The organism is Pseudomonas sp. MHK4, assembly GCF_054600775.1.
In genome coordinates this window covers 311388-331582 of the sequence record NZ_BAAIAK010000004.1, presented here as the reverse complement: position 1 = coordinate 331582, position 20195 = coordinate 311388, and the positions used below count along the sequence as shown (strand labels likewise).

Genomic DNA, 20195 nt, shown 5'->3' with positions numbered 1-20195 from the left:
AGCGTTTCGGGAGAGTCCCGGGTACTGTCTATCCACGTGCTGGCCGCCAGTAAACCAGGATGTTTCCATCAACCCCCTGCCGGTAAACCGTATACGGCAGGACGACGGTGTCCAGGGCGCCGGAGAAAACCAGGTCCACCAAAACGGCCGCTGCGAGGATACCCGTAGGATCGGGCGGCGCATTCAATACACAAAAATCGTAGGCCAGGCCGCTGTAGATCCGCGGGATGGACTGACAGTAGGTTTTTTGCTTGCGAAGCCCCTGGGCCGCGCTGGTGTCATCCTGCAATACCGATGAAACGGTCCCGCACCCCGTCAAAGCCAGTGAGACCACACCTGATGTGACTATCTTTTTGATCGTCAAAGCTTACCCTCCGTGAACGTCAGGCAAACTAGCATCGTGGTCATTCGGGCCACAGTTCATGGCTTCCCAAGATCCTGTAGGACCGTTCACATGAACTTGTCCGCAAATCTCGGGCGGGACTCAGACAGCGCTGGAGGCGTCTTTCGGAAGCCGCTGATCGATGACCTGATACAACGCACTACTTTGCGGCCAGTTGCGCATGAACCGCGCCCGATCCCGCGCATACGCCGGAGCGAAGCTGACGAGCGAGGCGTGCTGGCACATCGAATCCAGATCGATCAGCGCCCAGCGATCCTGCTGCCAGAACAGGTTGTGGCCTTTGAAGTCGCCATGGCTGATGCGCTCACCAATCAATTCGGCGAACAGGTGATCCAGCGCCAGCAACTCGGCTTCAGGAGCATCGCCGCTCTCAATGTATGGCGCGAAACGCTCGATGATGTCTGGGCCCGACAGATGCTCGGTGATCAGGTAGGCGCGGCTGCGCAACCAGAGAAAACGTTTCTCCAGCACCGCCAGGGGCTTGGGCGTTGCGATGCCGAGAAAGGCCAGGCGATTGCCTTCGCGCCAGGAGTGCCAGGCACGGCTCGGGCGCCAGAAGCGCTTGAGCCAGTGGGCGAAACCCTTGATGTTGTAGCGCTTGATCACCAGCGCACGACCGCCCACCTCGACCTTGCCGACGCTCGCTGCGCCGCCGGTCTTGTACAGGTGCCCCTGATCCAGCAAGGCATCGGCCCGGGCCAGTACCGGCAGCATCGCAGCTTCTTCTTCGCGGCGAATCGCCCGCAAGCCGAACGCTCCGCGCTGGACACTGAACAGCGTGCATTCGCGACCGACCTTGATCAGGAAGTCCTTGAGACGCCAGCTGCGCACCTTGTCGACCTGCTTCTGCAGCGCCTCCATGGGCAGGGCATGCTCACCGTTGCTCAGCAGGTAATACACCAGCAATTCTTCGGTGAACGGCTCCAGCGACTTGGGCAACTGGGCGAAAAACACCCCGAGGTTTTCCAGGACCTTCTGCCGCGAAAGCGGCTGGCCCGCCGTTTCACTGCAGATTCCGGCGCCATCGATCAAGTACAGTCGATTGCCCTGACGCAGCAGGTTGTCCAAGTGCAGGTCCTCCTGCCACAAACCCTTGCGATGCATTTGACCGATCGCACCCAAGGCTTGCGCCAGAACGGCTGATTGTTCATCGGCCAGCACCGGCAGGCCTTCCACCTGTTGCCAGGCATCTCCGAGGCTCTGGGCGCCCTCAAGGAATTCAAACAGCAGCCAGCCACCCTCGCCTTCCTTCAGACCGTCAGCCAACAGCACCGGTGTGGTCAGGCCTTGGGCGGCGAGCAATCGCACGCCGTCCAGCTCGCGCTGGAAATGCCGCGCCGCCTTGCTGCCAACCAACAACTTGGCCAGCACCGGCCGACCGCGCCAGACACCCGCACCGACATAACGCTGTCCGGGCAATACCCGCAACAGGGTCAGCAACTGCAACTGCGCCGGCCCGGCAGCATCGGCCAGTGAAAGACTTAGCGGCAGGCTCGGGTGACGGCCAGCATTTTTCAGTTCGGACAAACGCATCAGCGCTTCTCCTTATGGCTGCGCCGCGCGGTCAGGCGCGTCAGCCAGGTGTCGATCAACGAGCTGTCCTGGGGTAGATCCAGGTAGGCGGCGAGCAGCACCCGCAATTGCGCTGCACTCCACTCGGGTGCCCGACGCAGCAACGGCTCCAGGTCCTTGACCCGGTCACGCAGCCCGAACAACAAGTGCCGGGTCTTTTCCAGGTCGATCAGTTGAGCCTCATAGCCGGCGCCGGTGGCCCGCAGGAAAATATGCTTGGGGTAGAAGCAGCCATGCACCTGGCGCATGCGGTGCAGACGCTGGGCCAGATGCCCGCAAGCTTGCAGAATGGCCACCTGATGCGCCTCGCCGAGATCCGCCCAGCGCTGCAACAGCGAGTCCAGATCATCCCAACCGTCCAGGGCACGCGTGAGAAGAATGGCCCGGGTTTCGCCGCCCACCTTGCGCTCACCGAAGAACACCGCCTTGAGTGCCGGTATGCCGAGCTTTTCGTAGCGGCTGATGTTGCGAAACTCCCGGGCAAAACTCGGCTCGCCAAACGGCGCGTGCAAGGTATGCGTCTGGTAGTTGCTCTGGCGCTTGAGGTAGTAGCCATGACCTTCCAGATCCAGTCGAAACACGCTGCTCCAGCCACCACGCTGGGTGTTGGGTTCGTCCACGGCATCGAGCTGCCGCGCCCAGAGCGCATCGAAACTGCCGAGGCCGTGACGCTCAAGCAGCGCACGGTCTTCAGCGGCCAGGAAATCAGTCATTCGCGTCCCTCGAAAAATCTCACCACGTGCCGGATACGTTTCTTGTCGGCGGCATTGAGCCGGGTCCGTTGGCGGTATTGCAGGTAAAAGCGCAGGCGCTGGGTAGCCGACAGTTGATACTTGGCGACCTTGTCCAGGCAGGCCAGGTCCTTGGTGATTCGGTACTTGAGCCAGAAACCGCTCCAGAAGTCACCGTTGGGACAGTCGATCAGGAACAGCCGGGCCTGATCGTCGACCAGCAGGTTGCGCCACTTCAAATCGTTATGGGTAAAGCGATGCTCGTGCATCGTGCGGGTGTAACTGGCCAGTTGCTGGCTGATACTGTCGACCCAGGCGCGGTCCGCCAGTTTCGCGTCGTGCCGCTCGGCCAGTGCAGACAAATCTTCTGTACGCGGCAGTTCGCGAGTGATCATCGCCCCGCGGTCATAGGCCGCACCGCGACGCTCCAGCCCCCAGGCCACTACCTCTGCGGTAGGAATGCCCCACTTGGCGAAGCGCTTGAGGTTCTGCCACTCCATCTTCACCCGTGGTTTGCCCAGGTAACGGCGCAAGCCTTTGCCAGCCCCCACGTAGCGCTTGACGTAATAGTTGACGCCATTGCGCTGTACGCGAATGACCTCCGACAGCGGATCGCGGGTCAGGCGCTCCCCCTGCAGTGCAAACACGGCATCGAGGGTGCCGAAGTCTTCTGCCAGATCGCAGTAAGCCGGCTCCAGATTCCAACCTGCCATCAGAGCGCGTCTCCGTATCGCTGTTTGCGCTCGTAAAGCTTGTTGGCCTTGCCTTCGAGCCAACTCAACAGCCCTGCTTCTTCGCCCAGGATCTGGCGCAGCGGCCGCTGGAAGTAGCCTTTGAGAAAACGCAATTTGTCGCGCCGGGTAAGGCCGATGTCCAGGGCGGAAAAATACAGCGCCGCCAGATCCTTGTTGCGCCAGCGCGAGGTGATCGTCGGACGGGTCTGGGCGCGGTGCAGGTCAATCACCGAGAGTTTGAAATCGTCCGCGGTCACCGGTTTGTCGGTGTGCAGCAGGAAATGGCAGATGTAACAGTCGCGATGGTTGACCCCGGCACGGTGCATCATGCCGGTCATGCGCGCCACTTCAGCGATCAGCGCGCGCTTGAGTTTTGGCGCGGGCGGCTGCTTGATCCAGTTGATGCTGAAGTCTTCGAGGCTGACGGTCGGCGCCAGCTCCTCGGTGACGATGAACGAATGCTGGTCCGCCGGGTTGCTGCCCTTTTCGCCATAAGCGACGGCAGTCATGGTCGGCACGCCGACTTCCTGCAGGCGTTGGATGGCCTTCCACTCCTGACCGGCCCCGAGGACAGGCAGCTTGGCGGTGAGCAGGTTCTTGAAGATCTCGCCCCAGCCGATGCCACGGTGGATCTTTACGAAAAATCCGTTGCCGCCCACCTCGGTACGCAGGGTACGGCGAGCTTCGAGCTCTCGGTACACCTCGCCCTGCAAGCCCTCGACTTCGGCGAACGGGTCGCGTCCGGCCCAGAGGCTCTTGAACGGTTCAGCCAGCATCAACTTCATTTAAGCGTGCTCCGCCAGAATCACATCCGCCGCGTGCTGCGGCATGCTGTAGAGGTCGGCCGTCTCGGCGAAGGCCACACCATTGCGGCTCCAGGCCGCCCTTGCTTGAGCGTCGTTCAACATGCCGGTCAGGTACTGTGTCAGCTGGGCTTGATCGAACGGCTCGTCCAGCACCAGGCCCGCGTCAGCCTCGGCGATGTAATGGGCGTACCCGCAGACCGCACTCACCAGCACCGGCAACCCGGCCACCAGTGCTTCGAGCAGCACGGTACCGGTGTTTTCGTTGTAGGCCGGGTGGATCAACAGATCGGCGCCCAACAGGAAACGCGGAATATCGCTGCGACCCTTGAGGAACGTCACGTTGTCGCCGAGCCCCAGCGTGGCGCTCTGCATCTGGAACAGTTTGGGGTCATCCTGGCCAATTACAAACAGCCGGGTGCGCTTCTTCAGATCAGCGGGCAACGCCGCCAGGGCCTTGAGACTGCGATCCACGCCCTTGGTCTTGAACCCGGAGCCGATCTGCACCAGCAGCAGGTCATCGTCCTTCAGGTTGAATTCAGCGCGGAAACCGGCGCGAATCTCGTCCGCATCCGCCGGCCGACGACGATCCTGGGCGATGCCTGGCGGCAGCAGGTGGAAGCGCTCCAGCGGCGTATCGTAATGCTTGATGAACAGCGGTTGCTGGACCTCGGAAATCATCAGCACTTCAGTCTTGGCATCCCTGGCGAACACCGCACGCTCGTACTCGGCGAAATGGCGGTAGCGACCCCAGCGCCGGTACAGCGAATTGCGCAGGTTCTGCGCCTTGTCTTCAAAGCAGCCGTCAGCGGCGTAGTAGACATCCAGGCCCGGCATCTTGTTAAAACCGATCAGGCGGTCCACCGGACGCTTGGCCAGGTCCGCTTCCATCCACTCGCTGAGCTTTTCGTTGCGTCGATGGTTGAAGAAGGCCTTGACCGGCGCCACCAGCACTTCGAAACCCGGCGGCACCTCGCCTTCCCAGATCAGCGTGTAGACGCGGATCTGATGGCCGCGCTTCTGGCACTCCAGGGCGATTCGCATGAAATCGCGCTGCAGGCCACCAAAGGGAAAGTACTTGTACAGGACAAATGCCAATTGCATCAGCGCAGCTCCTCAGCCAGTAATAACGTGCTCAGTCGGCTCGCGACACGCTCGGGGTTCAGACGCGTGAAGCACAATGGCCACTCGCGTTTCAGGTCAAACTGACGGGCATCTTCGGCCGTCGGTTGATAAGTGCATTTCTTTTGCAGGCACGGCGCGCAGGGGAAGTCGCTGGCCAGGTGAATCTGCGACTTGCCATAGGCGCCGGTCAGGCCCGGATTGGTCGGGCCGAACAGCGACAGCGTCGGCACATCCAGCGCCGCGGCCAGATGACCAAGGCCGGTGTCCACCGCCACGCAGGCCTGTGCGCCGGCCAGCACCTTGCCAACCCCGGCCAGATTCAGCTTGGGCAACACCTCGGCGTGCTTGAAGCCGGCGGCGATGCGCTCGGCGCGGGCTTTCTCCACCGCGTTGCCCCACGGCAGTTTCACGCCCACCCCGAGATACCCGACCCGCTCGGTCAACTCTCGCCAGTAGGCTTCAGGCCAGTGCTTGGTGTCCCATGTCGTGCCATGCAGGAACACCACGTACGGATTCTTGCGCGGCAGTTCCACCAGGCGTTCGACGCTCAGGCCGTAGTCGCCCAGTCCCTTGGGCAAGTCATAACCCAGGGCAATGGCAAACAACTGACGCACCCGCTCTACCGCATGCTGGCCACGGGCAACCGCCAGGCGTCGGTTATAGAACCGCGCGGCGATGGGCTCGCGCGCCGAACTTTTATCGAGTCCGGCCACCGGTGCTTTCACATACCGGGTGAGCAAGGCGCTTTTGAGCAGGCCCTGGGCATCGATCACCAGGTCGTATTGGCTGGCGCGAACGCTTTGCTTGAAGCGCTTCCACTCGCCACTCTTGATGGTCTGCCAGATGTTCTTGCGCCAGCGACGGATCGCTACCGGAATCACCTTGCCCACCGCCGGGTGCCAGCTCGGAATTTCGGCGAAGCCTTCTTCCACCACCCAGTCGAACGTGATGCCGGGGATGGCCCGCGAGGCGTCGGTCAGCGCCGGCAGCGCATGAATCACGTCGCCCAGCGATGAAGTCTTGATCAGCAGTACCCGCAAACTATTTGACCTCGACCACAGTGCCCTGCAAACGCTGCAAGGCTTCGTTCACCGCTTGCGGCATCAGCTGGCGCAGGCAGTTGTAATGGCCGAAACGGCATGTGCGGTCGAAGCATGGGCTGCACTCGATGCCCAGGCGCACGATCTCGACATGCTCGGCCAGCGGCGGCGTGAAGCCCGGCGACGTCGAGCCGTAGACCGCCACCAGCGGGCGGTTCAGCGCGGCGGCAACGTGCATCAGGCCAGAGTCGTTGGACACCACCGAATCGGCACAGGACAGCAAATCGATGGCCTCGGCCAACGAAGTGCCGCCACTGAGGTTCACCGACTCCTCCCGCAAGCCGGGAATCAGCCGCGAACGGATGTCTTCACCCACGGCATGATCGTTTTTCGAGCCGAACAGCCAGACTTGCCAACCCTCGCGAATCTTCGCCTCGGCGACCTTGGCATAGTGCTCGGACGGCCAGCGCTTGGACTCGCCGAACTCGGCACCGGGGCACAGGGCCAATACCGGACGATCGAGGGCCAGGCCAAACTTGGCCAATGCGGCCTCGCGAGTCACCGGATCGATCTGCAGGCTCGGGCGCGGGTAGGGTTTGGGCAGTTCAACGCCCGGCTCGTAGGCCAGGGCCATGAAACGCTCGATCATCAGCGGGTAACGTTCTTTATCCAGCGTGCGCACGTCGTTGAGCAGGACGTAACGGAACTCGCCTCGCCAGCCGGTGCGTTTGGGGATACCGGCAAAGAACGGCACCAGTGCCGATTTCAGGGAATTGGGCAAAAGAATCGCCTGGTCGTACTGGCCGGCCAGGGATTTGCCGATGCGTCGACGCGTCGCCAGTTCCAGTGCACCGTGGCCGAGCGGAAAGCTCAAGGCCTGGCGAACTTCGGGCATGCGCTCAAGAATCGGCCGGCTCCACTCGGGGGCCAGCACGTCGATTTCGCATTGCGGGTGGCGTTGCTTGAGACACTGAAACAGTGTCTGCGCCATCACCATGTCACCGACCCAACTGGGCCCAACGATCAGAATTTTCATGTGGTTTCCATAAACGAACCGGGGAGGCCTACGCCTCCCCGCCTCGAGAATTCTACAAAACACTGCAAATCTACTGTAGGAGCGAGCCTGCTCGCGAAAGCGACATGACCATCAGCATCGATGCTGGATGTGACGGCCTCATCGCGAGCAGGCTCGCTCCCACATTGGGTATTCGGTGTGGCAAATACCGCATTTCAGCTTAGCCCCAGCTCACGCCAGATCCGCATGACTTGTCGCCGTTCGTCCGCGAACTGGTCTCCCGGTATCACCCCGGCATCCTTCTGCAAGGCCTGCCGGTGGGCGGCGGAGCGGTAGGCTTTATAAGCCTCACGCAACAGGCTGGCGTCCTCGACGGGCATCAGCCCTGCCTTCTCCAGCTCTTCCAGAATGCGGATATTGTCCGTCCAGCGCAGCAGTGGCGGATGTGTTTCGGACCACGCCAGGGCCGCGTATTGCACCATAAATTCAATATCGACGATACCTCCAGCGTCCTGCTTGAGGTCGAAGGGTGCCGTGGCCTCGAAGGCATTTGCCCCGGTGCCGGCCGCGGTACTCTTGCTGCCCAGGTTATCGCGCATCTTGGCGCGCATCTCGCTGACCTCCTGGCGCAGGGTCGACAGGTCGCGTGCCTTGCCCAGGATCGCCGCGCGAACCTGCTCGAACGCCCGACCGACATCCTCGCTGCCGACCAGCACCCGCGCCCTGACCAGTGCCTGATGCTCCCAGGTCCAGGCTTCATTTTCCTGATAGCGGGCAAAGGCCCCCAGTGAACTCACCAGCAGCCCGGATGCACCGGACGGTCGCAGGCGCATGTCGACTTCATAAAGCTGACCGGAGTTGGTCTGCGCCGTCAGCAAGTGAATGATGCGCTGGCCCAGTCGGGTGAAAAACTGCGCGCCATCGATCGACTTCGGCCCGTCGGTTTCTGCCTGTGGATCGCCATCATGGATGAACACCAGGTCCAGGTCCGAACCATGCCCCAATTCCAGGCCACCGACTTTCCCATAACCGACAATGATGAAGCCGGGATCGCACAAGGTGCCGTCGGTGCGCAGTGGAGTGCCGTACTTGGCGACCGTTTGCCGCCAGGCCAGGGCCAGCACCTGTTCCAGGATCGCTTCGGCGAGCCAGGTCAGGTAATCGCTGACTTTCATCAGCGGCAGGCTGCCGGCGATTTCCGAAGCGGCGACCCGCAAGCGGTGCGCCAGCTTGAAATGGCGCAAGGCTTCCATTTGCTGCTCGAGGTCGTCCTCGGGAATCCGCGTCAGACGTTCGCGCAACTCGGCGGCCAGTTCCGGCGCCAACGGCGGCTTGAACAACCGGCCTTCGTTGAGTAACTCGTCGAGCAGCAGCGGAAAGCGGGTGATCTGTTCGGCGATCCACGGGCTCGCCGCACACAATGTCAGCAAGCGTCGCAGTGCACCGGGGTTTTCGGTCAACAGCACCAGATAGGCCGAACGGCGCGCCACGGCTTCAACCAGTGGCAATACCCGCTCCAGCACCAGATCCGGGTTGGCATGTTCTACAGCCTGAGCCAGCAAACGCGGAATAAAGGCATCGAGACGTTCGCGCCCCAGACGCTGCATGGCGCGCAATTGCGGACTGCCGCGCAGGCTGGCCAAGGCCTTCAACGCTTTGCCGGCATCGGCGAAACCGCCCTCCTGCAACTGACGGCAGGCGGCTTCTTCATCCTGGGCCTCCTCCCACAATGGCAGCCATTCGCCGCCCACCACCACTTCGCTTTCGGCGCCCTGCTCCTCATCGGGATCGGCGATCACCTGGCCGAAATGCCAGGCCACACGACCACGCCAGTGCATCAATTGCTCATGGAACGCCGGCCAGTCGGCGAAGCCCAGCATGAAGGCAATGCGCGCCTGGTCCTGGGCGCTGTCGGGCAGCATCTGCGTCTGGCGATCGGCAATCGCCTGGATCGCGTGCTCGGTATAACGCAGGAACTCGTAGCCTTCGCGCAGTTCACTGATCACCGCTGGCGGCAAATAACCCTGCCCCTCCAGCGTGCTCAGCACTTTCAATAGCGGACGCTGCTGCAGACTCAGGTCGCGACCGCCATGAATCAGCTGGAAGGCCTGGGCGATAAATTCCACCTCACGGATGCCGCCGGAGCCGAGCTTGATATTGTCGGCCATGCCCTTGCGTCGAACTTCCTGCTGGATCAGCTGCTTCATGGTGCGCAGCGCTTCGATGGCGGAAAAGTCCAGGTAGCGCCGATAAACGAACGGCCGCAGCATCTCTTGCAACTGCGCACCGGCCACTTGATCGCCGGCCACCACCCGCGACTTGATCATCGCGTAGCGTTCCCAGTCGCGACCCTGGTCCTGGTAGTACTGCTCCAGCGCATTGAAACTCAACACCAGCGCACCCGACGAACCATAAGGGCGCAGGCGCATGTCGACGCGAAACACGAAGCCGTCGACAGTCATCGGGTCCAGGGCCTTGATCAGGCGCTGGCCGAGACGAATGAAAAATTCCTGGTTGTCCAGCGGGCGTTTGACCCCGACGGTTTCGCCGCCTTCGGGGTAGGCAAAGATCAGATCGATGTCCGACGACAGATTGAGCTCCACCGCACCCAGCTTGCCCATGCCGAGGATGACCATCTGCTGCGGCTCGCCGCTACGCCGGCCGGTCGGCACGCCGAACTGCTGGCAATGCCGGGTGTACAGCCACTGATAGGCCAGGTCGATGCTCGCATCGGCCATGTCCGAGAGGTCGCGACAGGTCTGCACCAGATCGGCCTGGCGAGTCAGGTCGCGCCAGACGATCCGCACCTGCTGGCGCGCGCGCTGGCGGCGCAAGGCACGACCGAGTTGCTCTTCCGTTTCAGCGGCGTCCACGGCGGCGCCAATCTGCGCGCGCATCTCGCCAGGGGCAAAGCTGCGGTCGAGTTCGCCGGACTGCACCAGCGCCAGCAACATCAGCGGATCACGCACACTTTGTTCGATGACAAAGTCGCTGGCGGCAGTGACGCGAGCGAATTGCGCCCAGCGTTCCGCGGTCCAGGTGGTCAGACCATGGTCATCATCCAATGCGTCGACGGCGGCGCGGAACGACTGCTCGGCGCGGGTGACAAACGGCAACAGAATGGCGGGCAGGTCGGCAAGCGGGGGCAGGCTCATGGTCTATCCTTGATCGGCGTGTGACGGGCTGCATGTAGTGAATCTCGCAAACCCACTACCTGAAGGAGTGTCGAACAAAAGTTAGAAATAGCTGAAAATTCTTTTTTATTGGCAGCCAACATCAAGCTTTCACCTTTTTCGGTTGGCAAAAGACCAACCTTAACGATTATTCTCACAACGCAGCCGGGGGCCACAAGCCGCTCATCTGTAGTTTTACTACTCGTATATACATTAGCAAGGCTGAAATGCCGGAAGATTTGTAGTAAAACTACACACCGCCGGACCAACCTATCGGCAATCCAAGAATTCATAACGTCTGCCCACAAGGCCAGTCGCTAACTCAGGCAACCGATTCTGGTAGCCTTTCCGCCCTGGAGCAAGCCATGCAAGACCTCGATCCCGTCGAAACCCAGGAATGGCTGGACGCCCTGGAATCGGTTCTCGACAAAGAAGGCGAAGACCGTGCTCACTATCTGATGACCCGTATGGGTGAACTCGCGACCCGCAGCGGTTCGCAGTTGCCTTACGCCATCACCACGCCTTACCGCAACACCATCCCGGTGACCCACGAAGCACGCATGCCTGGCGACCTGTTCATGGAACGCCGCATTCGCTCGCTGGTACGCTGGAACGCGATGGCCATGGTGATGCGTACGAACCTGAAAGATTCTGACCTCGGCGGTCACATCTCCAGCTTCGCTTCCAGTGCGACCCTGTATGACATCGGCTTCAACTACTTCTTCCAGGCCCCGACCGACGAACACGGCGGCGACCTGATCTACTTCCAGGGCCACACCTCGCCAGGCGTCTACGCCCGTGCGTTCATGGAAGGCCGCATCACCGAAGACCAGATGAACAACTTCCGCCAGGAAGTCGACGGCCAGGGCTTGTCGTCCTATCCGCACCCTTGGCTGATGCCTGACTTCTGGCAGTTCCCGACTGTATCCATGGGCCTGGGCCCGATCCAGGCGATCTACCAGGCACGTTTCATGAAGTACCTGGAAGCCCGTGGCTTCATTCCTGCCGGCAAGCAGAAAGTCTGGTGCTTCCTGGGCGACGGCGAGTGCGACGAGCCGGAATCCCTGGGCGCGATCTCCCTGGCTGGCCGCGAGAAGCTGGACAACCTGATCTTCGTCATCAACTGCAACCTGCAGCGCCTCGACGGCCCGGTTCGCGGCAACGGCAAGATCATCCAGGAACTCGAAGGCGTGTTCCGTGGTGCTCAGTGGAACGTGACCAAAGTCATCTGGGGCCGTTTCTGGGACCCACTGCTGGCCAAGGACGTCGACGGCATCCTGCAACGTCGCATGGACGAAGTCATCGACGGCGAGTACCAGAATTACAAAGCCAAAGACGGCGCGTTCGTGCGTGAACACTTCTTCAACTCGCCAGAACTCAAGGCGATGGTCGAAGACCTGTCCGACGACGAAATCTGGAAACTCAACCGTGGTGGCCACGACCCGTACAAGGTCTACGCGGCGTACCACGAAGCGGTCAACCACAAAGAACAACCGACTGTCATCCTGGCCAAGACCATCAAGGGTTATGGCACCGGTGCTGGCGAAGCGAAGAACACCGCGCACAACACCAAGAAGGTTGATGTTGAAAGCCTGAAGCTGTTCCGCGACCGCTTCGACATCCCGGTCAAGGACGAAGAACTGGAAAACCTGCCGTTCTTCAAGCCGGAGCCAAACAGCGCCGAAGCCCGCTACCTGAGCGAGCGCCGCACTGCCCTGGGCGGTTTCGTGCCACAGCGTCGCGCACAAAGCTTCAGCGTACCGACTCCGCCACTCGATACCCTCAAGGCCATCCTCGACGGCTCGGGCGACCGTGAAATCTCCACCACCATGGCCTTCGTGCGGATCCTCGCGCAACTGGTCAAGGACAAGGAAATCGGCCCGCGCATCGTGCCGATCATCCCGGACGAAGCCCGTACCTTCGGTATGGAAGGCATGTTCCGCCAGTTGGGCATCTACTCGTCCGTCGGCCAGCTCTACGAGCCAGTCGATAAAGACCAGGTGATGTTCTACAAGGAAGACAAGAAGGGCCAGATCCTCGAAGAAGGCATCAACGAAGCGGGCGCCATGAGCTCCTTCATCGCTGCCGGTACTTCGTACTCCAGCCACAACCAGCCGATGCTGCCGTTCTACATCTTCTACTCGATGTTCGGCTTCCAGCGCATCGGCGACCTCGCGTGGGCCGCTGGCGACAGCCGTACCCGTGGCTTTCTGATCGGCGGCACCGCCGGCCGTACCACCCTGAACGGTGAAGGCCTGCAACACGAAGACGGTCACAGCCACCTGCTGGCAGCGACCATCCCGAACTGCCGCACCTACGATCCAACCTACGGCTATGAGCTGGCGGTGATCATTCAGGACGGCATGAAGAAGATGACCGAAGAGCAACAGGACGTCTTCTACTACATCACCGTGATGAACGAGTCGTACCAGCAGCCAGCCATGCCGGCCGGTGCCGAAGAAGGCATCAAGCGAGGCATGTACCTGCTCGAGGAAGACAACCGCGAAGCGGCGCACCACGTCCAGCTGATGGGCTCCGGCACCATCTTGCGTGAAGTCCGTGAAGCGGCGAAGATCCTGCGTGAAGAGTTCAACGTTGGCGCCGACGTGTGGAGCGTTACCAGCTTCAACGAACTGCGTCGCGACGGCCTGGCCGTTGAGCGCACCAACCGTCTGCACCCTGGCCAGAAGCCTAAGCTGAGCTATGTGGAAGAGTGCCTGAACGGCCGTAAAGGTCCGGTCATTGCCTCGACCGACTACATGAAACTGTTCGCCGAGCAGATCCGTCAGTGGGTACCGTCCAAGGAATTCAAAGTCCTGGGCACCGACGGTTTCGGCCGCAGCGACAGCCGCAAGAAACTGCGTCATTTCTTCGAAGTCGACCGTCATTTCGTGGTGTTGGCAGCCCTGGAAGCACTGGCTGACCGTGGTGACATCGAACCTAAGGTCGTGGCTGAAGCCATCGCCAAGTTCGGTATCAACCCGGAAAAACTCAACCCACTGGACTGCTGAGGAGAGATTCTGTGAGCGAACTCATTCGCGTACCTGACATCGGCAGCGGTGAAGGTGAAGTAATTGAACTGTTTGTGAAGGTCGGCGACCGTATCGAAGCCGACCAGAGCATCCTGACGCTGGAATCGGACAAGGCGAGCATGGAAGTGCCTGCGCCGAAGGCCGGTATCATCAAGAGCCTGAAAGTGAAGCTGGGCGATCGCCTGAAAGAAGGCGACGAGTTGCTGGAGCTGGAAGTCGAAGGCGCTGCTGCAGCTCCTGCGGCTGCCGCTGCACCTGCTGCCAAAGCCGAAGAGAAACCGGCCGCTGCACCTGCGCCGGCCGCGCCTGCTGCTGCACCGGCTGCCGCTTCGGTTCAGCAAGTACACGTGCCGGACATCGGCTCGTCGGGCAAGGCCCAGATCATCGAGATCCAGGTCAAGGTCGGCGACACCGTTGCGGCTGACCAGTCGCTGATCACCCTGGAATCCGACAAGGCCAGCATGGAAATCCCGTCGCCAGCCGCTGGCGTGGTCAAGGCCATCAGCGTCAAGCTCAACGACGAAGTCGGCACCGGCGACCTGATCCTGGACCTGGAAGTGGCGGGTGCTGCGGCACCGGCTGCTGCTGCTCCTGCCCAGGCTGCCGCTCCTGCCGCCGCGGCTCCTGCGCCAGCCGCTGCCGCTCCGGCTGCACCGGTAGCGGACAGCGTGCAGGACATCCACGTTCCGGATATCGGTTCGGCGGGCAAGGCCAAGATCATCGAAGTCCTGGTCAAGGCCGGCGACAGCGTCGAAGCCGACCAGTCGCTGATTACCCTGGAATCCGACAAGGCGAGCATGGAAATTCCATCGCCTTCCGCTGGCGTGGTAGAAAGCGTTTCGGTCAAGCTGGACGACGAAGTCGGTACCGGCGACCTGATCCTCAAGCTGAAAGTCAAAGGCGCTGCTCCGGCCGCTGCTGCGGCACCTGCCGCCGCTGCACCGAGCGCTCCTGCGCCAGCCGCTGCCGCTCCTGCTGCCGCTGCTCCTGCGGCCGCCGCACCGGTAGCCGCTCCAGCCCGGCCTGGCGCCAAGGTTCACGCCGGCCCGGCAGTACGCCAACTGGCCCGTGAATTCGGCGTCGAGCTGAGCGCCGTTGGCGCCAGCGGTCCGCACGGTCGCATCCTCAAGGAAGACGTGCAGGTCTACGTCAAGGCCATGATGCAGAAGGCCAAGGAAGCACCGGCCGCTGCTGCTGGCGCAACCGGTGGCGCGGGCATCCCGCCGATTCCGGTCGTGGACTTCAGCCGCTTCGGGGAAATCGAAGAAGTGCCGATGACCCGCCTGATGCAAATCGGCGCGTCGAGCCTGCATCGCAGCTGGCTGAACATCCCGCACGTGACTCAGTTCGATTCGGCTGATATCACTGAGCTGGAAGCGTTCCGTATCGCTCAAAAAGCCGTTGCAGAGAAGGCTGGCGTCAAGCTGACCATCTTGCCGCTGCTGCTCAAATCCTGCGCGCACCTGCTCAAGGAACTGCCGGACTTCAACAGTTCGCTGGCGCCAAGCGGCAAGGCGATCATCCGCAAGAAATACGTGAACATCGGCTTCGCGGTCGACACTCCAGAAGGCCTGCTGGTACCGGTCATCAAGAACGTCGACCAGAAGAGCCTCCTGCAGCTTGCGGCTGAGGCGGCTGCGCTGGCTGCCAAGGCCCGCGACAAGAAGCTTACCGCTGACGACATGCAAGGCGCCTGCTTCACCATTTCCAGCCTCGGCCACATTGGCGGCACCGGCTTCACGCCGATCGTCAACGCGCCGGAAGTGGCGATCCTCGGTGTTTCCAAGGCAACCATCCAGCCAGTCTGGGACGGCAAAGCCTTCCAGCCGAAACTGATGCTGCCGCTGTCGCTGTCCTACGATCACCGTGTGATCAACGGCGCCGCTGCTGCACGCTTCACCAAGCGTCTGAGCGACCTGCTGGCGGACATCCGCACCATCCTGCTGTAACACCGGCCGGCCCTCCTTCACCGGAGGGCCTGTCGCGTTTCACGTTTTCCGAGCGCCACGCTCGTACCTCAACCCCGCCAATTTGGCGGGGCTTTTTTTGCCCACAGCTTTACCTAAACAGATGCCTTCCTACATTTGTGGCTGATATCCCCCACAAATCGAATCCATTTCCGCCCGGTATTTTTCAAGGCCAAATAACTAGCCTGCTTGCACGGCTACTTAAAGCCGATTGCTCCTTATATAAGCCGAATGGATTCGAACATGTTCAAACCAACAGTCGGGCCAATCCTTGGCCACACCACAACTAACCATGCACGTATTTTCTTGCGTGGAAACTTAATCAAAGACGGCTGTGCATTTGCCGGTATTCGCTATCGACGACTCGGTGACGAGAACTGGTCAAGCGGAGTCTTCGCTGAACTCGAGCAAGCCCGTGACATGTCCGCCGTTCTGGCTCTCAACGACCTGACTGCCGACACCGTGTACGAATATCAGGCCAGCTGGTTCAGCCCGGTGAAGCCTGTAAGCTTTGTGAAGACACTGCAGGAACTGCCCTTGCAGTGGCCACCGCAGATCTACCGCCTGCGCACCCGCTCAAGCCAGGCCACACAACCCAGGGCCTATATCGTGGGTTCTTGCCGCTATCTGCGGCTCACCGCAGGCATTGCAGCCGAACCGCATCTGGGCGACAGGATGTTCGCGACAATAACAAGACTGGCCGAGCAGACCGACCCGCCTGTCAGCGCCATGTTGATGACCGGTGACCAGGTCTATGTCGATGATTTGAACCTCATTGCCCCGGACCGCGAACTCAAGGATATTCTTCACAAGTATCGCGTGGCCTTTTCACAGCCGAACATTGCAAGGTTAATGTCTGCCCTGCCAACTTACATGACCCTCGACGATCATGAGATCGAAGACAATTGGCCGGCCAACAGAAACAAGTCCGATGACTCTCTATATGCCAATGCAATAAACGCCTATGAGTTGTACCAAGCCAGTCATGGCCCGGCACACGAACTTTGCGCCGATGGGCAAATCAACAGGAAGCTGGACAAATACTGGTACCTGTTCACCGACGGCGATATCGAGTGGTTTGTCAGCGACACCCGCACCCGACGCAATCTTGCAGCCAACGACCGACGCATCCTCGATACCGAGCAGGAACAGGCCATGTGCGCATGGCTGGTCAACAGCTCGGCCCGGGTTAAATTCGTGGTCACCAGCGTCATGTTCTACCCCGACAGCAAACGCCCGGACAATGACGCCTGGCAGGGCTTTCCCGAACAACGACTACGGCTGCTGGAAACGATTCGCACACACGCGATCAAGAATGTCTTCTTCGTTTCAGGCGACGTCCACGGCTCATTGACCAGTCGGCTGACCCACAGCACGGATCCGGATTTCGAAGTTCATACCATCGTCTCCTCGCCCCTGTGCAACAGCAAACTGCTGCCCTATTCCAGGGCCTCCACCTTCATCCTCGATCAACCCTTGGCCCGAACCGCCGGGGGTGATTATCGACACGAATTGACCAGTAACGTGATCAGCCAGGATAACTTCGCGCACCTGGTCGTCGACACGGAGCAGGTTCATGTGCGTTATCACGATAGGGATGGCAGCCTTTTACAATCGATCGCCATCCCGCTGCATTAAAAGCAAAAGATCGCAGCCTTCGGCAGCTCCGGTGTACGCATAACCCTGGAGCTGCCGAAGGCTGCGATCTTTTCGGCTCAATACAATCTTTCAGTCGTGTGCTGGAGAAATCTTCCCTCCTGCCGACATATTCTTATAGCACTTGGCCTTCATGTCTCTTGTCAGTCAGTGTCGCAATGATGCAACCTTGCCGCAGGCAACAGTAAAGAGGGCGAGAGCCCGGCGCGATCAGCATATTCGAAGCGAGTTTCCCTCCATGAAAAGCCAACCCGATGCCGCCAGCCGTATGGTGGCCGAGGTAGTGACGCAGCTGCCTGTGCCCTCGCGGCTCGGCATGCTGCGTTTCGAAAGGCTGAATGAACCAAGCTGGGCGCTGCTGTTTCTCGACCCCAATTGCGAACGCCAGTTCGGCTTGCCAGCCGTGGAACTGTGCGCCCTGGTCGGCTCGCCCTACGCCAGCCTGATGGAACCGGAAGCTCGCTATCAGCTGCATGACGCAATTCAGGCGCAGTTGAGCCAGAGCCCCCACTATCTGATCCGTTACACCCTGCATACCGCTTCTGGTTCGCTGAGCCTGCTTGAACTGGGCGAAGCCTACAAACAACACAATCGACATCTGTTGCGCGGTTACCTGCTGGTCATCGACGGCCTGTTCGAGGATGACCCGTTGCTGCCGGCGCTGGACCTCGAAACCCAGAACTCGCGCCTGCAAATCGCCCTGGAGCTCAACCAGCGCGCCCAGCAGGAACAATTGCAGCACCTGGACCGGGTACGCGCCCAGCAGGACTTGATCCTGCTGCTGACCCGTCAGCGCTACAGCAGCAACAACTCCCTGCAGGAGGCCGCCGAACTGATCACCCGCAGCGCCTGCGAGATTTACCAGATCGATTGCGCCAGCCTGTGGCACCTGGAAGGCTCGATGCTGGCGCCCATCTCGGCCTATCACCGCTCGACCCAGGAATACCTGCTGCCGGCGCCGATCGACGTCAGCGTTTTTCCCGATTACTTCGACGCCCTGCAAACCGGGCGCGCCATCGATGCCCACAACGCCATGCGCGACCCGCGCACCCGGGAAATGGCCGAAAGCCTACGCCCGCGCAATGTCAACGCGATGCTCGATGCCAGCATTCGTGTCGATGGACAGGTGGTTGGCGTGCTGTGCCTGGAACAAATCGGCGCGACCCGCGCCTGGCAGTCGGACGAAATCGCCTTCGCCGGCGAGCTGGCGGATCAGTTCGCCCAGGTCATCAGCAATCACAACCGACGCACTGCAACCAGCGCCCTGCATCTGTTCCAGCGTGCGGTCGAGCAAAGCGCCAACGCCTTCTTGCTGGTCAATTGCGATGGCATCGTCGAGTACGTCAACCCGAGCTTCACGGCGATCACCCAGTACACCACCGAAGAAGTCCACGGCCAGCGCCTGGCGGAACTGCCGGCGCTGGAGAACCTCAGTGAACTGCTGTTCGACGCGCCCTCCGCGCTGGCCAAGAGCAACAGTTGGCAGGGCGAATTCAAGAGCCGTCGCAAAAACCTCGAACCCTACTGGGGCCAATTGTCGATATCCAAGGTCTATGGCGACAACCGCGAGTTGACCCATTACATCGGCATCTATGAAGACATCACCCAGACCAAGCTCGCCCAGCAACGCATCGAGCGCCTGGCCTACACCGACAACCTGACCAACCTTGGCAACCGCCCGTCCTTCATCCGCAACCTCGATGAACGTTTTGCCCGCGACAGCGACGCGCCCATCAGCCTGTTGCTGGTGGACATCGACAACTTCAAGCGGATCAACGACAGCCTCGGCCACCAGACCGGGGACAAGCTGCTGATCAGCCTGGCCCGGCGTCTGCGCAACAGCCTCAACCCGGGTGGCAGCCTGGCGCGGTTTGCCAGTAACGAATTCGCGGTCTTGCTCGACAACACGAGCCTTGAGCTCGGGCAGCAGGTCGCCAACCAGTTACTCACGACCCTCGACAAACCGATGTTCGTCGACAATCAACTGATCAGCGTGACCGGCTCGGTGGGCCTGGCCTGTGCCCCCTTGCATGGGCGCGACCCGCAGACCCTGATGCGTAACGCCGGGCTGGCCCTGCACAAGGCAAAGGCCAACGGCAAACACCAGGTCCAGGTCTTCACCGAAGCCCTGAACGCCGAGGCCAGCTACAAGCTGTTCGTCGAGAACAACCTGCGTCGCGCCCTGACCCAGAACGAACTGGACGTGTTCTACCAACCCAAGCTCTGCCTGCGCAGCGGACGCCTGCTGGGGATGGAAGCGCTGCTGCGCTGGAATCACCCGGAAAAAGGCATGATCCGCCCGGACCAGTTCATCAGTGTCGCGGAAGAAACCGGCCTGATCATCCCGATCGGTAAATGGATCGCCCGCCAGGCCTGCCGCATGAGCAAGGCACTGACCGCCGCCGGCCTGGGCAACCTGCAGGTGGCAATCAACCTGTCCCCCAAGCAGTTTTCCGACCCGGACCTGGTGGCGTCCATCGCCAACATCCTCAAGGAAGAAGCGCTGCCTTCGCACCTGCTGGAGCTGGAACTGACCGAAGGCCTGCTGCTGGAAGCCACCGAAGACACTCACCTGCAACTCGACCAGCTCAAGCGCCTGGGCCTGACCCTGGCGATGGACGACTTTGGCACCGGTTACTCGTCGCTCAGCTACTTGAAAAAATTCCCCATCGACATCATCAAGATCGATCGAAGCTTCATTCACGAAATCCCGGATAACCAGGACGACATGGAAATCACCTCCGCGGTGATCGCCATGGCCCACAACCTGAAACTCAAGGTCGTGGCCGAAGGCATCGAGACCGCCGAGCAGCTGTCCTTCCTGCGTCGCCACCGCTGCGACGTTGGCCAGGGCTACCTGTTCGACAAACCGATCCCGGGCCTCGACCTGATCGACAAGCTCAAACGCTACCCGCGCGGCCCGATCGCCTGACAGCGAGGCTAC

At 61.0% G+C, this 20195-nt stretch carries 13 protein-coding genes; 4 read left to right on the top strand and 9 right to left on the bottom strand.

Going from position 1 to position 20195, the window contains the following annotated elements; genetic code table 11:
* Positions 1-28: 28 nt before the first annotated feature.
* From ACYP2Q_RS13400 to glnE, 9 genes are all read right to left on the bottom strand, one after another.
* Positions 29-364, bottom strand: a complete 336-nt coding sequence (locus ACYP2Q_RS13400) for a YceK/YidQ family lipoprotein (RefSeq protein ID WP_459730894.1) — start codon at positions 362-364, stop codon at positions 29-31.
* A gap of 120 nt (positions 365-484) precedes the next feature.
* A complete protein-coding gene (locus ACYP2Q_RS13395; RefSeq protein WP_459730893.1) occupies positions 485-1936 on the bottom strand; it encodes a lipopolysaccharide kinase InaA family protein in 1452 nt (483 codons plus the stop codon).
* Positions 1936-2688, bottom strand: a complete 753-nt coding sequence (locus ACYP2Q_RS13390) for a lipopolysaccharide kinase InaA family protein (RefSeq protein WP_459730892.1) — start codon at positions 2686-2688, stop codon at positions 1936-1938. Before ACYP2Q_RS13390 ends, ACYP2Q_RS13395 begins: the two co-directional genes overlap by 1 nt.
* Positions 2685-3419, bottom strand: a complete 735-nt coding sequence (locus ACYP2Q_RS13385) for a lipopolysaccharide kinase InaA family protein (protein ID WP_459730891.1) — start codon at positions 3417-3419, stop codon at positions 2685-2687. The genes ACYP2Q_RS13390 and ACYP2Q_RS13385 overlap by 4 nt, the downstream gene beginning before the upstream one ends.
* Positions 3419-4225 (bottom strand): lipopolysaccharide core heptose(I) kinase RfaP, encoded by an 807-nt coding sequence (rfaP, locus tag ACYP2Q_RS13380; RefSeq protein ID WP_459730890.1) that lies wholly within the window; start codon positions 4223-4225, stop codon positions 3419-3421. Before rfaP ends, ACYP2Q_RS13385 begins: the two co-directional genes overlap by 1 nt.
* Positions 4226-5347: a glycosyltransferase family 4 protein gene (locus ACYP2Q_RS13375; protein ID WP_459730889.1), complete on the bottom strand. Its 1122-nt coding sequence runs from the start codon at positions 5345-5347 to the stop codon at positions 4226-4228.
* A complete protein-coding gene (gene waaC / locus ACYP2Q_RS13370) occupies positions 5347-6408 on the bottom strand; it encodes a lipopolysaccharide heptosyltransferase I (RefSeq protein ID WP_459730888.1) in 1062 nt (353 codons plus the stop codon). The genes ACYP2Q_RS13375 and waaC overlap by 1 nt, the downstream gene beginning before the upstream one ends.
* 1 nt (position 6409) lies before the next feature.
* Complete coding sequence (gene waaF / locus ACYP2Q_RS13365; protein ID WP_459730886.1) at positions 6410-7444, bottom strand: lipopolysaccharide heptosyltransferase II; 1035 nt, start codon at positions 7442-7444, stop codon at positions 6410-6412.
* 194 nt (positions 7445-7638) lie between these two features.
* On the bottom strand, positions 7639-10578 hold the full coding sequence (glnE, locus tag ACYP2Q_RS13360; protein ID WP_459730885.1) for a bifunctional [glutamate--ammonia ligase]-adenylyl-L-tyrosine phosphorylase/[glutamate--ammonia-ligase] adenylyltransferase: 2940 nt from the start codon (positions 10576-10578) through the stop codon (positions 7639-7641).
* A 383-nt stretch (positions 10579-10961) separates the two neighbouring features.
* On the opposite strand from glnE, the gene aceE reads away from it, so the two are divergent.
* The 4 genes from aceE (at position 10962) to ACYP2Q_RS13340 (ending at position 20183) form a co-directional block, all read left to right on the top strand.
* A complete protein-coding gene (gene aceE / locus ACYP2Q_RS13355) occupies positions 10962-13607 on the top strand; it encodes a pyruvate dehydrogenase (acetyl-transferring), homodimeric type (protein ID WP_459730884.1) in 2646 nt (881 codons plus the stop codon).
* Between the two features lie 11 nt (positions 13608-13618).
* Positions 13619-15577, top strand: coding sequence for a dihydrolipoyllysine-residue acetyltransferase (gene aceF / locus ACYP2Q_RS13350; RefSeq protein ID WP_459730883.1), 1959 nt, complete (start codon positions 13619-13621; stop codon positions 15575-15577).
* Between the two features lie 261 nt (positions 15578-15838).
* Positions 15839-17233, top strand: a complete 1395-nt coding sequence (locus tag ACYP2Q_RS13345; protein ID WP_459730882.1) for an alkaline phosphatase D family protein — start codon at positions 15839-15841, stop codon at positions 17231-17233.
* Positions 17234-17489: 256 nt separating this feature from the next.
* On the top strand, positions 17490-20183 hold the full coding sequence (locus ACYP2Q_RS13340; RefSeq protein WP_459730881.1) for a putative bifunctional diguanylate cyclase/phosphodiesterase: 2694 nt from the start codon (positions 17490-17492) through the stop codon (positions 20181-20183).
* Positions 20184-20195: the final 12 nt, after the last annotated feature.